This is a genomic window from Pseudomonas sp. FP2196, assembly GCF_030687715.1.
Taxonomy (GTDB): Bacteria; Pseudomonadota; Gammaproteobacteria; order Pseudomonadales; family Pseudomonadaceae; genus Aquipseudomonas.
Genome location: NZ_CP117445.1, coordinates 4,869,903 through 4,883,851 on the forward strand (window position 1 = coordinate 4,869,903; position 13,949 = coordinate 4,883,851).

Below are 13,949 nucleotides of genomic sequence, written 5' to 3' on the forward strand. Positions count from 1 at the left end.
ACAGGGTTTGGTGCAAAGCTGAAATTCGGGCAATAAAAAACCCCGCCTGCTTATCGCAGGCGGGGTTTTGCGTTACAGGGGATAAGGCTGGCTTACATCATGCCGCCCATGCCACCCATGCCGCCCATGTCTGGCATGCCACCACCAGCGCCACCGTCTTTCTTCGGTGCGTCGGCAATTGCAGCTTCGGTGGTCAGGATCAGACCGCCGATCGACGATGCAGCTTGCAGAGCGGAACGGGTCACCTTGGTTGGGTCCAGGATGCCCATTTCGATCATGTCGCCGTATTCGCCAGTCGCAGCGTTGTAACCGAAGTTACCTTTGCCGTTCTTGACTTCGTTGACCACAACGCTTGGCTCGTCACCGCTGTTGGCAGCGATCTGGCGCATCGGTGCTTCAACAGCACGACGCAGCACAGCGATACCCACGTCCTGATCAGCGTTGTCGCCTTTCAGGTCCAGGATGGCTTCCAGAGCACGGATCAGCGCAACGCCACCGCCAGGTACCACGCCTTCTTCAACGGCTGCGCGGGTTGCGTGCAGGGCGTCTTCAACGCGGGCTTTCTTCTCTTTCATTTCAACTTCGGAACCAGCGCCAACCTTGATCACTGCAACGCCGCCGGACAGCTTGGCCAGACGTTCTTGCAGTTTTTCACGGTCGTAGTCGGACGAAGTTTCGCCAACCTGAGCACGGATCTGAGCGATGCGCGCCTGGATGTCGGCTTCTACGCCAGCACCGTCAACGATGATGGTGTTTTCCTTGGAGATGGTCACGCGCTTGGCGCTGCCCAGGTTTTCCAGGGTGGCGCTTTCCAGGCTCAGGCCGATCTCTTCGGAGATAACGGTACCGCCGGTCAGAACGGCGATGTCCTGCAGCATGGCCTTGCGACGGTCGCCGAAGCCTGGAGCCTTGACGGCTGCAACCTTGACGATGCCACGCATGTTGTTCACGACCAGAGTCGCCAGGGCTTCGCCTTCAACGTCTTCCGATACGATCAGCAGTGGACGGCCGGCTTTGGCAACGGCTTCCAGTACTGGCAGCATTTCGCGGATGTTCGAGATCTTTTTGTCGACCAGCAGGATCAGCGGGCTGTCCAGCTCGGCAACCATGGTTTCCGGCTTGTTGACGAAGTACGGGGACAGGTAGCCACGGTCGAACTGCATGCCTTCTACAACCGACAGTTCGTTTTCCAGGCCAGTGCCTTCTTCAACGGTGATCACGCCTTCTTTACCGACTTTTTCCATGGCTTCGGCAATGATGTCGCCGATGGAGCTGTCGGAGTTGGCGGAGATGGTGCCTACCTGAGCGATGGCCTTGGTGTCAGCGCATGGCTTGGACAGGTTTTTCAGCTCTTTGACAATGGCGATGGTCGCCTTGTCGATGCCGCGCTTGAGGTCCATCGGGTTCATGCCGGCAGCGACGGCTTTCAGGCCTTCGTTGACGATCGACTGAGCCAGAACGGTAGCAGTGGTAGTACCGTCACCTGCGTCATCGTTGGCACGGGAGGCAACGTCTTTGACCAGCTGCGCGCCCATGTTCTCGAAACGGTCTTCGAGTTCGATTTCTTTGGCGACGGAAACGCCGTCCTTGGTGATGGTCGGAGCGCCGAAGCTCTTCTCGATGATCACGTTACGGCCTTTAGGGCCCAGGGTCGCTTTTACTGCGTCAGCCAGGACGTTGACACCGGTGAGCATTTTTTTGCGGGCGGAATCGCCGAATTTAACTTCTTTAGCAGCCATGATCGATATTCCTTAAATACTTTGTAGTAGCGGGAAAATGAACGGGGGGATCAGCCTTCGATAACAGCGAGGATTTCGTTCTCGCTCATTACCAGCAGGTCTTCGCCGTCGACTTTCACAGTGTTGCTGCCGGAGTAAGGACCGAACACAACCTTGTCGCCGACTTTAACGGCCAGCGCACGTACTTCACCGTTTTCCAGAGTCTTGCCTGGGCCTGCAGCGACGATCACACCGTGGTTGGCTTTTTCAGCAGCCGAACCTGGCAGGACGATACCGCCAGCGGTTTTCTTTTCTTCTTCGCTGCGACGGATAACGACGCGGTCATGCAGAGGACGAAGCTTCATTGTCGATCTCTCCTAATTGTGGTTTTCATCGGCCGGTGTAGTCCCGGCGGGTTTAACAAATCCGGCCTGCGCCGGTTGCGGTTCGTCGAGCGAGCCGCGGAAGTCTGTCCGACTCGAATGTCGGAAACCTTTCGGTGACCGTTACATAGGGGCGCATAAGCTTATTACAAGGGCGCAGCTAAAAAAATTTCGCAGTTGCTGGTCGTAAAAGCAGCGCAAAAACGAGCACGGCACCCGAAGGTGCCGTGTCGATGCAGACGTTATTTACTGTCGCGGTGTTCGAACTCGCCTTCGATCACATCACCTTCGCGGCCAATAGGCTCGCGCGGTGCAGGACCGCCACGGGGTTGCAGGTCGTCAGCAAAGGCACGCTGACGCATGGCCTGATCTTCGGCGCGCTGGCGCATTTTGTTCGCCAGCAGACGACGGGTGAACGGCAGCAGCATCACCAGACCGACCACGTCGCTGATGAAACCCGGCAGGATCAACAGCCCACCGGCCAGTGCCAGCATCAGGCCTTCAAGCATGGTTTGCGCAGGCAGTTCACCGCGATTCAGGCTTTCACGGGCACGCAGTGCGGTGGCCAGACCGGCGACGCGCAGCACGAACACACCGAACATCGAGCCGAGAACGATCAGCAGCAGGGCCGGGAAAAACCCGATAGCCCCTGCCACTTTGACGAATACGAACAGCTCCAGCACCGGAAACAGCAGAAAGAGCAACAAAAAAGGGCGCATCAAAGATTCCTCAACGCAAGAAATGCCTTGCAGTAAGCCTTAGATGACGTCGCCCTTTCGTGAATTCAAGCGTCGGCCACCGCATTTTTTGGCCAAACCTCTGCGTGAGCCAGAGAAACCAAGGCTTCGCGCACTTGTATCGGCGTATGACATGGCGCTTGAAACGGAAGCCAGTACAGTGCCTGACCGATGCGCAGGTGCATGCCTTCGCTGTCGATCCCGGCCAGTTGCGCCGGCACGGTTTTCGGCAGCCCGGCCAGATCGACGTAGTGCGCGATGGCCTTGGCGTGGTCGCTGTTCATGTGCTCGACCATGCTGATCTCGGCTTTGCCGGCAAACGGGTTGGCCAGGGTCAGCTGATCGATCCAGTGAATCGCACCAAAACCGCCGATATAGCGATGGCGCACCGGGTTCAGTACCCAGAAATCGAAGTCGTGGGCCTTGTGGTAGTTCTGCGAATCGGGGAAATAGCGGTAATACCGCTCGGCCGCCGCTTCAATGCTGGCGGTGTCTTCAAGCTTTTGCGCTTCGGCAAGATAGGTCAGGCGACCAACGGCTTGAACGTCATCAGCCTCGCGCTCACCCACCAGCATCGAGCATTTCGGGTCTTTTTGCAGATTGTGCGTGTGCTGGGCGATGCGGCTGATCAGGATCAGCGGCCGGCCCTGCTCGTCCAGGCAATACGGCACGACGGAGCCAAAGGGAAAACCGGGCATTGATTTGGAGTGGGTCGACAGCACTCCCCGGTATTCCTTGAGAAGCAATTCTCGGGCATTCTTCGCCACTTCAACGCTCAATTTATGACTCCTTAAATAGAATCCGTCGAAAAAACGGACAGGTGCCTGGGATATGTTCCAGTCACCTTCGGGGCAGTTCTCATGTGCAGCCAGGCCATGTCGGGCGCAGATCGAGAGGCTCTCTAAAGGACAACCACTCAGACCTGCTATCGGGGCATGCGAATGCAACTCAACGACAAAGTAATCATTATCACTGGCGGTTGCCAGGGTTTGGGCCGCTCGATGGCGGAGTATTTCGCCGGTAAAGGCGCGAAGCTGGCTCTGGTCGATCTGAACCAGGAAAAACTCGACGACGCAGTCGCGGCCTGCAAGGCCAAGGGCGTCGAGGCGCGCAGCTACCTGTGCAACGTTGCCAATGAAGAACAGGTCGAGCACATGGTTGCTCAGGTCGCCGAGGATTTCGGCGCGATCCACGGTTTGATCAACAACGCCGGGATTCTGCGTGACGGCCTGCTGCTCAAGGTCAAGGACGGCGAAATGACCAAGATGAGCCTGGCCCAGTGGCAAGCGGTGATCGACGTCAACCTGACCGGCGTGTTCCTGTGCACCCGTGAAGTGGCAGCAAAAATGGTCGAGCTGAAAAACAGCGGCGCGATCATCAACATCTCGTCGATCTCCCGCGCGGGCAACGTAGGCCAGACCAACTACTCCGCCGCCAAGGCCGGTGTGGCGGCAGCGACCGTGACCTGGGCAAAAGAGCTGGCGCGGTATGGCATTCGTGTGGCGGGCATTGCCCCGGGCTTCATCGAAACCGAGATGACCCTGGGCATGAAGCCCGAAGCGCTGGAGAAGATGACCGCGGGGATCCCGCTCAAGCGCATGGGCAAGCCGGAAGAGATCGCCCATTCTGCGGCGTACATCTTCGAGAACGACTACTACACCGGTCGGATTCTGGAGATGGATGGCGGGTTGCGGATCTAAAGCAAGATCAAGAGATCGCAGCCTCCCACAGCTCCTACACAGAGCTTTTCTGTAGGAGCAGACGGAGGCTGCGATCTTTTAATTGGCGACGCCAATCAATCGTCGCTGATGGTGATGTTCGGCATCGCCGGGGTTGCCGCTTCCTGCAACACAATCCGCGCGCCAACGTGTCGGGCCAGTTCCTGATAGACCATGGCAATCTGACTGTCCGGCTCGGCGATTACCGTTGGCTTGCCGCCATCGGCCTGTTCGCGGATCAGCATCGACAACGGCAGCGAAGCCAGCAGTTCGACGCCGTATTGAGTCGCCAGCTTCTCACCACCGCCCTCACCGAACAGATGCTCGGCATGGCCGCAGTTCGAGCAGATGTGCACAGCCATGTTTTCAACCACACCGAGCACCGGGATGTTGACCTTGCGGAACATCTCCACGCCTTTGCGCGCGTCGAGCAGCGCCAGATCCTGCGGGGTGGTGACGATCACGGCGCCAGCCACCGGGACTTTCTGCGCCAGAGTCAGTTGGATGTCACCGGTACCTGGCGGCATGTCGATGACCAGATAATCCAGATCGCCCCACGCGGTTTGCGTGACCAGTTGCAGCAGCGCGCCGGAAACCATCGGCCCGCGCCAGACCATTGGCGTGTTGTCGTCGGTCAGGAACGCCATCGACATGACTTCGACACCGTGGGCCTTGAGCGGCACGAACCACTTCTGATCCTTGACCTCTGGGCGAGTGCGCTCGGGGATGCCGAACATGATGCCCTGGCTCGGGCCATAGATATCGGCGTCAAGAATCCCGACCTTGGCGCCTTCACGAGCCAATGCCAGTGCGAGGTTGGCCGCGGTGGTCGATTTGCCCACGCCGCCCTTGCCCGACGCCACGGCGACCACGTTCTTGACGTTGGCCAGTCCCGGAATCTGTGCCTGCGCCTTGTGCGCGGCAATAACACTGTTGACTTCAACCCTGGCGATCACCACGCCGTCGATGTTTTCGATGGCCAGTTGCAGCAATTGCGCCCAGCCGCTCTTGAACAGACCGGCGGCATAACCGATTTCCAGTTGGACATTGACGCGATCACCGATGATCTCGATGTTTTTCACGCAACCGGCGCTGACCGGGTCCTGGTTCAGGTAAGGGTCAGTGTATTGGCTGAGGACGGCTTCCACCGCTGCGCGAGTGACGGCACTCATGGGCAACTCCGATAACAAGACTGGGAAAAGATGGCCGCTATCCTACCCCTTCTATCCTCAGGACGGCATGCCCAGCAACGATTTGCAGGGGTGAAATATCTTGGCCGGCGCTTTATAGTGGCCGACCTCCGTTTCATCAAGTAGCGAAGCCCCACATGTCCGAACCACGCAAGATCCTCGTCACCAGCGCCCTGCCCTACGCCAACGGTTCGATTCACCTTGGCCACATGCTGGAATATATCCAGACCGATATGTGGGTGCGCTTCCAGAAGCATCGCGGCAATCAATGCATTTATGTCTGCGCCGACGACGCCCACGGTTCGGCGATCATGCTGCGCGCGGAAAAGGAAGGCATCACCCCGGAACAACTGATCGCCAACGTGCAGGCTGAACACAGCGCCGACTTTGCCGAGTTCCTGGTCGACTTCGACAACTTCCACTCCACTCACGCCGAAGAAAACCGTGAGCTGTCGAGCCAGATCTACCTCAAGCTGCGTGACGCCGGGCACATTGCCCAACGCTCGATCACCCAGTATTTCGACCCGGAAAAGAAAATGTTCCTGGCCGACCGCTTCATCAAGGGCACCTGCCCGAAATGCGGCACCGAAGACCAGTACGGCGACAACTGCGAAAAATGCGGCGCAACCTACGCACCAACTGACCTGAAGGATCCGAAGTCGGCCATCTCGGGCGCCACCCCGGTGCTCAAGGATTCCCAGCACTTCTTCTTCAAGCTCCCGGACTTCCAGGAAATGCTGCAGGCATGGACCCGCAGCGGCACCCTGCAAGACGCCGTAGCCAACAAGATCGCCGAGTGGCTGGACGCCGGCCTGCAACAGTGGGACATCTCCCGCGATGCGCCGTACTTCGGTTTCGAGATCCCGGGCGAGCCGGGCAAGTATTTCTACGTGTGGCTGGACGCGCCAATCGGCTACATGGCCAGCTTCAAGAACCTTTGCGACCGCACGCCGGAGCTGGACTTCGATGCGTTCTGGGCCAAGGATTCCACCGCCGAGCTGTACCACTTCATCGGCAAGGACATCGTCAACTTCCACGCGCTGTTCTGGCCGGCGATGCTCGAAGGCGCGGGCTACCGCAAGCCGACCGGCATCAACGTACACGGCTACCTGACCGTCAATGGTCAGAAGATGTCCAAGTCCCGCGGCACCTTCATCAAGGCCCGTACCTACCTGGATCACCTGTCGCCGGAATACCTGCGCTACTACTACGCGGCCAAACTGGGCCGAGGCGTCGATGACCTCGACCTGAACCTCGAAGACTTCGTACAGAAGGTCAACTCTGACCTGGTCGGCAAAGTGGTCAACATCGCCAGCCGTTGCGCCGGGTTCATTCAGAAAGGCAACGCCGGCCTGTTGGTCGACAACAATGCCGCGCCAGAGCTGACCGAAGCTTTCCTCGCCGCCGCGCCAAGCATTGCCGACGCCTATGAAGCCCGCGACTTCGCCCGCGCGATGCGTGAAACCATGGCGCTGGCCGACCGCGCCAACGCCTGGATCGCCGACAAGGCGCCATGGTCGCTGAACAAGCAGGAAGGCAAGCAGGATGAAGTCCAGGCGATCTGCGCCACCGGCATCAACCTGTTCCGCCAACTGGTGATCTTCCTCAAACCGGTGCTGCCGCTGCTGGCCGCCGATGCCGAGGCATTCCTCAACGTCGCGCCGCTGACCTGGAACGACCACACTACCCTGCTGGCCAACCATCAGCTCAACGAGTTCAAGCCGCTGATGACCCGCATCGACCCGGTAAAAGTGCAAGCCATGAGCGACGCCTCCAAAGAAGACCTGACTGCCAGCCAGACCGACACCGGTGCTGCCGCCCCGGCAGGTAACGGCGAACTGGCCAAGGATCCGCTGTCGCCGGAAATCGACTTCGATGCCTTTGCCGCGATCGACCTGCGCGTCGCACTGATCGTCAAGGCTGAACACGTGGAAGGTGCTGACAAGCTGCTGCGCCTGACCCTGGACATCGGTGACGAGCAACGCAACGTGTTCTCGGGGATCAAGAGTGCTTATCCGGACCCGTCCAAGCTCGACGGTCGCCTGACCATGATGATCGCCAACCTCAAGCCACGGAAAATGAAGTTCGGTATCTCCGAAGGCATGGTGATGGCGGCAGGGCCTGGCGGTGAAGAAATTTACCTGCTGAGCCCGGACAGCGGCGCCAAGCCGGGTCAGCGCATCAAGTAAGTCTATGCGTTGGATCGATCCCACAGACGTGCTCCGCATGCCTGTGGGATTTTTCATATCTGGCCCACCCTTCGCGGCAGCCGGATAATGCCTAACCTTATGAGACATCCGCCCGTTTCAACGGCAGAACAATGACCGAACTCGTGCTTACGCTTTTCAGTGCTGCGCTGCTCAACAACTTCGTGTTGCACTGGCCGCTGGGCGTCGATCCGTTATTGGCCAGCCGTCGCCGACAAGTGCATGCGCTGGGGCTGGCGACGTTGTGCCTGATGGTGGTGGTCGGCGTATTCAGTTACGCGGTCTGGCACTGGCTGTTGGTGCCGCTGCAACTTGAAGCGCTGCGTCTGTTCGTGTTTCTGCCGCTGAGCGTTCTGTTGATCGCACCGATCCTGAAATTGCTGGCGCGCGGACTGCCCGACTGGCCATTCGATGGATTGTGGCCGTTATTGCTGGGCAATGCCGGCGTGCTCGGCCTGGCGCTGATCAATGCGCAGAACGATCAGGGCCTGTTGCAGGCGACGGCGATAAGTCTCGGTGCCGGGTTGGGTTTCTGGCTGGTGCTGAGTCTGTTCAGTGATTTGCGCGAACGCAGCGCCGACAACGATATTCCCCTGCCCTTTCGCGGTTTGCCGATCGATCTGATCAGCGCCGGACTGATGGCTGTGATTTTTCTCGGATTCAGTGGACTGATCAAAACATGAGTCTGATTAAACGCATCGATGCCCTGCTGCCCCAGACCCAATGCGGCAAATGCGGCCACCCCGGATGCAAACCCTACGCACAAGGCATCGCCGAGGGCGAGCCGATCAACAAGTGTCCGCCGGGCGGTGACGAAACCGTCGCGGCACTGGCCGAGCTGCTGAAAGTGCCGGTGCTGGAACTGGATATCAGCCGTGGCTCCGCACCGCCGCAAGTCGCCTATATCCGCGAAGCCGAATGCATCGGCTGCACCAAGTGCATTCAGGCCTGCCCGATCGACGCGATCGTTGGTGCCGCCAAATTGATGCACACGGTGATCATCGACGAATGCACCGGTTGCGACCTCTGCGTGGCGCCTTGCCCGGTGGACTGCATCGAAATGCATCCGCTGCCGCTCGGCACGCTGCCGGTGGTCGGTGGCCTGGCCTTCAGCCTTGAAGAACAGCGCGCCCGCGCCGCCAAACGCGATCACGCCCGCCAGCGCTTTGAGCGACGCAACGATCGCTTGCTGCGCGAAGAACAACAGAAGCAGGCTGAGCGAGAGGCTCGAGCGAAAAAAGCGGCGCAACCTGAAGTCACTGCAACTGACCCGGTGCAGGCTGCACTTGAGCGTGTGCGCGCGCAGAAAACCGCGACCGCCGATGCAGCGTTGAAAAAAGCCAAGATTGATGTGGCGATGAGCCGCGCACAATTGCATAAATCCCTGAAAGCCTTCGGCCATCCGCCGACTTTTGAGCAGCAGTCGCAATTGATCGTCTTGCAGCAGCAATTCGAAGCGGCCGAACAGGCTCTGGTAAAACTTGAAAGCAACGCACCCGGCGTTCCGGTCGCGCCAGTCCCGGCGAAGGACGCTGATCTGAAACGGGCGAAGATCCAGTTGGCCATGCGCCGCGCCGAGCTGAAAAAGGCCCAGACCGCCGAGGCGCATGCACAGCAGATCGCAACGCTGGAACAGGCCCTGCGTGACGCCGAGCAGGCGCTGCACGCGGCCGAAGCCGCCAGTGATCAGCCAGTGCCTGACCTCGTACGCGTGGAAAAACACCCGATCGACAGCCAGCTTCGACAGCTGAAAACCGAATTGGCCTACGCCCGCGCCGACCTCAATAAACTCGAACGCCGCGCCGACACGCCGGGTGAAACCCTCGACAAGGCCCGCGCCCGCCTGCAAGACGCCGAGCGCCAGGTGCAAGACCATGTCGCCCCTTGAGACGCCGGACGATCGCCTGCAACAGGCGATGAAGCTGGTGCTGTTGGCCATGCTGCCGGGGCTGCTGGCGCTGTTCTGGATGTACGGTTGGGGGGTGTTGATCAACTTGTTGTTGGCCGTCAGCGGCGCATTGATCGTCGAGACTGGCGTCTCACGCCTGCGCCGACAGCCTTTGCAGCCGACGCTGAGCGACGGCAGCGCACTGGTCAGCGCCACACTGCTCGCCGTCGCCCTGCCGCCTTATTGCCCGTGGTGGCTGACGGTGATCGCGATTGCTTCTGGCTTGCTGTTTGGAAAACACCTGTACGGTGGTGTTGGCAAAAACCCATTCAACCCGGCCATGCTCGGTTTTGCGCTGGCCATTGTGATGTTCCCGCAGCCGATGACGCACTGGCCGGCCCAAGGCATAGCCCTGCTCGACACCGTGCAGCAGGTGTTCAATCCAAGTCAGGCACCTGACGCTTGGGTTCAGGCGACAGCACTGGACAGCCTGCGCATCAACAAAAGCCTGACCATCGATGAACTGTTCGCCGCCAATCCAGCCTTCGGGCGCTTCGGCGGACGTGGCGTGGAATGGGTGAATCTGGCGTTTCTCGCCGGCGGGCTGTTTTTGCTGCAACGTCGGGTGTTCGGCTGGCATGCACCGGTTGGCATGCTTGCCAGCCTGTTCGTGGTCAGCCTGCTGTTCTGGAACGGCTCTGGCTCGAATTCACACGGTTCGCCACTGTTCCATCTGCTGAGCGGGGCGACCATGCTCGGCGCGTTTTTCATCATTACCGAACCGGTATCCGGGGCAAAAAGCGCGCTCGCTCGCCTGCTGTTTGGTGTCGGTGTCGGGCTGCTGACTTATCTGATCCGCACCTGGGGCGGTTACCCGGACGGTGTCGCGTTTGCGGTGTTGCTGATGAATCTCTGCGTGCCGGCGCTGGAGCGTTTTGCCGCAAACCGACAAGCACAGGTGACCCCATGAACCGCACGGCCAGCGTACTCATACTGCTGCTATTGGCCGGAGTCGGCACCGGTGCGACGTATCTGGTGCAACGCAGCAATGCGCCGCAAATTGCTGCCGAGCAACGTCTGCTCGACAGTCGCAAACTGCTCGATGTGCTCGCTTCAGAAACTTATGACAATCAACCGCTGCAGCAGCCGCTGGCATTGGCCGACATTGCCTTGAGCCACAGCACGCTCAGCGGCGGTTATCGCGCGACCAATGCCGGACAAACGGTTGCAGTGCTGCTGCGTAGTCAATCGCAGGGTTATGCCGGGAGCATCGAGTTGCTGATTGCCATTGATGCGAGCGGAAAATTGTTGGGCGTGAAAACCCTCAAACAAACCGAAACCCCGGCGCTTGGTGGCGTGATCGGCGACTGGCCTAACACTTGGCTACAGGCATTCGTTGGCAAATCGAGTAACGAGCCGACGGATTCAGGTTGGGCGTTGAAAAAGGATCAGGGGCAATTTGATCAAATAGCCGGTGCAACCATCACGTCCCGCGCGGCGATCAACGCAATCCATGATGCGCTGCGATACTTCGATGAGCATCGCGCGGCGTTGCTGGGAAGTGAAACATGAATCTGTCGAACGCTCTGATGCTGGTCCTGCTACTTGGCACCACACAAACGCTGGCCGGTGCGCTGGGCACGCTGATGATGTTTGCCTTCGTCGTGTTGGTCTATGGCGTCTGCATGGCCCCCCTGCGTTCTCGCCTGAACGGTTCATGTGCGTTGCTGGCAAGCCTGTTGCTCGCCGCCACGCTGACCAGTTGTGTGGAAATTTTTGCGCAACGCTTTTATCTGCCCTGGCATCAGAACTTTGGTCTTTATGCTGGCCTGATTGCCTTGCAGTGCGTGGTGCTGGAACAGCATGGATTTTTCCGCCAGACGCGGATCGAGCGGCTCAAACTCTGCGGTTTGTTCAGCACATTGATGCTGGTACTCGCCGTGATGCGTGAACTCCTCGGTCATGGCAGCCTCGGTCGCGGCCTGTCAGAACACTGGCAAGGTCTTGTTTTATTCAGTGAGGGGCTGCACCTGCTCACTCTGGTTCCCGGCGCCTTCATCGTATTGGGGCTGCTGCTCGCGGCCCGCCAGGCGTGGACTCGCTCGAACTCAATTCCCAAGGAAACGCATCGCCCATGAATGCCGCAAAACGTCTTGAGATCTTTCGCCGACTGCATGAAGACAATCCCGAGCCGAAAACCGAACTGGCCTACTCCTCGCCCTTCGAATTGCTGATTGCGGTGATCCTCTCGGCGCAGTCGACTGATGTCGGCGTCAACAAGGCGACGGCGAAGTTGTTCCCGATCGCCAACACCCCGGCGGCGATATATGCGCTGGGTGTCGAAGGCCTCTCCGAATACATCAAGACCATCGGCCTCTACAACAGCAAGGCCAAGAACGTCATCGAGACCTGCCGCATGCTGGTCGAACGCCACAACAGTGAAGTGCCGCAAACGCGTGAAGAGCTGGAGGCCTTGCCCGGCGTGGGCCGAAAGACCGCAAACGTGGTGCTGAATACGGCGTTCCGTCAACTGACCATGGCCGTCGACACGCACATTTTCCGGGTCAGCAACCGCACTGGCATTGCACCGGGCAAAAACGTGGTTGAAGTGGAAAACAAGCTGATGAAATTTGTGCCCAAGGAATTTCTGCTCGACTCCCACCATTGGCTGATTCTTCACGGACGCTACGTTTGCCTGGCGCGCAAGCCACGCTGTGGCAGTTGCAGGATCGAAGACTTGTGCGAGTACAAGGCCAAAACATCGGACGATTGACCGGCTATTGGATTTATTAACTGATCGATTGAAAAAATCTTTTTTACCCGTCGCTGCATTACCGATATAAGGGGCGCCAAAGGCAGTCTTAGCCGGAGTTAACCTTATGAGTAGCGACAAAGAGCAACTGGACGTAGACGACGACGTTGACACCGCAGACGCTGACGCTGAGGAACCGGTAGTCGAAGTCGCCAAAACCAATCTGAGCAAACGCCGCACTATCGACAATCTGCTTGAAGAGCGCCGACTACAAAGGCGATTGGCCGATTACGACTTTGATCTCTGACACTCGAAAGCCTCCCGAAATGGAGGCTTTTCACTTTCTGCGACTAACTGAATCAGATCGGCCCATGACCCCGTCAGCTACCGAGACATTCAGACCAGTCCATTACGCTGTGCCAACTCGATCAAGTCCACCAGTGAGCGCGCATTGAGTTTGAGCAACAAGCGGGTCTTGTAGGTGCTCACGGTTTTATTGCTCAAAAACATGCCATCGGCGATTTCCTTGTTGGTCTTGCCGCGGGCCAACTGTTGTAACACCATCATTTCGCGCCCGGAAAGGCGATCCACCATGTCGGCTTCACTGGCATTACCCAGACTGGTGCGCACTGTATGCAACGCCTGATTGGGGAAATAACTGTAGCCGGAGAGCACGGCCTTGATCGCGCTGAGTAATTCGGTCAGATCCTGCTGTTTACATACATAGCCCGCCGCGCCCGACTGCATGCAACGCATTGAAAAATGGCCAGGCGCCTGGGAAGTCAAAACCAGCACTTTAATAGGCATGGCGACCGAGGTAAGGCGCGCAATAACTTCCAACCCATCAAGTTTCGGTATTCCAATATCCAGAATGACAATATCCGGCATTTGTTCGCGAGCAAGTTGTAACGCGTCCACACCGTTATCTGTTTCTGCAATGACTTCGTAGCCATGACGTTCCATCAGCATACGTACCGCAAGTCGAATGACGGGGTGGTCATCCACGATCAGCACTTTATTCATGGGCAAGTCCAGTTTCGCTGTTCGAATTTTTAGAGCACGCACAATATCCCAGTCACTTGCCCCATGGCATGCCGGGGCTCTGATGCACTCGCATCGAGAGACATACCCTACGGGCATTGAGGATAATTCCTACAAAAATCTGTCTCCCTCTAAACATCTGACAAAGCCCACCATTCAATGCCATGCAATATTTCAGCTTTGGACTTGTAACCGAGTGCAACCGACTTCTCTGGAGACTCCCTGTCCGAGCAGCTATTCGTTGCATTCGTCACATGGGCAAGTGAATGAATATCCGCATCACGCCATACGGAGATTACACATTCGAAACATCAG

General features: G+C 58.4%; 15 protein-coding genes. 9 read left to right on the forward strand and 6 right to left on the reverse strand.

Features of this window, described 5'->3' with window-relative positions; all coding sequences use genetic code 11:
* Positions 1 to 92: 92 nt before the first annotated feature.
* From groL to PSH79_RS21785, 4 genes are all read right to left on the reverse strand, one after another.
* Positions 93 to 1,739, reverse strand: a complete 1,647-nt coding sequence (gene groL / locus PSH79_RS21770; protein ID WP_305439533.1) for a chaperonin GroEL — start codon at positions 1,737 to 1,739, stop codon at positions 93 to 95.
* 50 nt (positions 1,740 to 1,789) lie between these two features.
* Positions 1,790 to 2,083, reverse strand: coding sequence for a co-chaperone GroES (locus tag PSH79_RS21775; protein ID WP_305439534.1), 294 nt, complete (start codon positions 2,081 to 2,083; stop codon positions 1,790 to 1,792).
* 260 nt (positions 2,084 to 2,343) lie between these two features.
* Complete coding sequence (locus tag PSH79_RS21780; protein WP_305439535.1) at positions 2,344 to 2,820, reverse strand: FxsA family protein; 477 nt, start codon at positions 2,818 to 2,820, stop codon at positions 2,344 to 2,346.
* A 65-nt stretch (positions 2,821 to 2,885) separates the two neighbouring features.
* A complete protein-coding gene (locus PSH79_RS21785) occupies positions 2,886 to 3,617 on the reverse strand; it encodes a HugZ family protein (protein ID WP_305439537.1) in 732 nt (243 codons plus the stop codon).
* Positions 3,618 to 3,779: 162 nt separating this feature from the next.
* Here PSH79_RS21785 and PSH79_RS21790 point away from each other — a divergent pair, with 162 nt between their 5' ends.
* Positions 3,780 to 4,538: an SDR family oxidoreductase gene (locus tag PSH79_RS21790; protein ID WP_095190486.1), complete on the forward strand. Its 759-nt coding sequence runs from the start codon at positions 3,780 to 3,782 to the stop codon at positions 4,536 to 4,538.
* Positions 4,539 to 4,633: 95 nt separating this feature from the next.
* Here PSH79_RS21790 and apbC read toward each other — a convergent pair whose 3' ends face one another.
* On the reverse strand, positions 4,634 to 5,728 hold the full coding sequence (gene apbC / locus PSH79_RS21795) for an iron-sulfur cluster carrier protein ApbC (RefSeq protein WP_187678162.1): 1,095 nt from the start codon (positions 5,726 to 5,728) through the stop codon (positions 4,634 to 4,636).
* 155 nt (positions 5,729 to 5,883) lie between these two features.
* On the opposite strand from apbC, the gene metG reads away from it, so the two are divergent.
* From metG to PSH79_RS21835, 8 genes are all read left to right on the forward strand, one after another.
* Positions 5,884 to 7,935, forward strand: coding sequence for a methionine--tRNA ligase (metG, locus tag PSH79_RS21800; RefSeq protein WP_305439540.1), 2,052 nt, complete (start codon positions 5,884 to 5,886; stop codon positions 7,933 to 7,935).
* Positions 7,936 to 8,066: 131 nt separating this feature from the next.
* Positions 8,067 to 8,636 carry an electron transport complex protein RnfA gene (locus PSH79_RS21805; protein ID WP_305439542.1) on the forward strand — a complete coding sequence of 190 codons (570 nt, stop codon included), beginning with the start codon at positions 8,067 to 8,069 and terminating at the stop codon, positions 8,634 to 8,636.
* Positions 8,633 to 9,841 (forward strand): electron transport complex subunit RsxB, encoded by a 1,209-nt coding sequence (rsxB, locus tag PSH79_RS21810; protein WP_305439543.1) that lies wholly within the window; start codon positions 8,633 to 8,635, stop codon positions 9,839 to 9,841. Before PSH79_RS21805 ends, rsxB begins: the two co-directional genes overlap by 4 nt.
* The gene (locus tag PSH79_RS21815) at positions 9,828 to 10,811 is read left to right on the forward strand and encodes an RnfABCDGE type electron transport complex subunit D (RefSeq protein ID WP_305439544.1); all 984 of its coding nucleotides are present in this window, start codon (positions 9,828 to 9,830) and stop codon (positions 10,809 to 10,811) included. Before rsxB ends, PSH79_RS21815 begins: the two co-directional genes overlap by 14 nt.
* A complete protein-coding gene (locus tag PSH79_RS21820; protein ID WP_305439545.1) occupies positions 10,808 to 11,413 on the forward strand; it encodes an RnfABCDGE type electron transport complex subunit G in 606 nt (201 codons plus the stop codon). Before PSH79_RS21815 ends, PSH79_RS21820 begins: the two co-directional genes overlap by 4 nt.
* A complete protein-coding gene (locus PSH79_RS21825) occupies positions 11,410 to 11,979 on the forward strand; it encodes an Rnf-Nqr domain containing protein (RefSeq protein WP_305439546.1) in 570 nt (189 codons plus the stop codon). Before PSH79_RS21820 ends, PSH79_RS21825 begins: the two co-directional genes overlap by 4 nt.
* Positions 11,976 to 12,614, forward strand: a complete 639-nt coding sequence (gene nth, locus PSH79_RS21830) for an endonuclease III (RefSeq protein WP_187678169.1) — start codon at positions 11,976 to 11,978, stop codon at positions 12,612 to 12,614. The genes PSH79_RS21825 and nth overlap by 4 nt, the downstream gene beginning before the upstream one ends.
* Positions 12,615 to 12,720: 106 nt before the next feature.
* Complete coding sequence (locus PSH79_RS21835; protein ID WP_305439548.1) at positions 12,721 to 12,900, forward strand: PA3496 family putative envelope integrity protein; 180 nt, start codon at positions 12,721 to 12,723, stop codon at positions 12,898 to 12,900.
* Between the two features lie 89 nt (positions 12,901 to 12,989).
* On the opposite strand, the gene PSH79_RS21840 is transcribed toward PSH79_RS21835, so the two are convergent.
* A complete protein-coding gene (locus tag PSH79_RS21840; protein WP_042560733.1) occupies positions 12,990 to 13,616 on the reverse strand; it encodes a response regulator transcription factor in 627 nt (208 codons plus the stop codon).
* Positions 13,617 to 13,949: the final 333 nt, after the last annotated feature.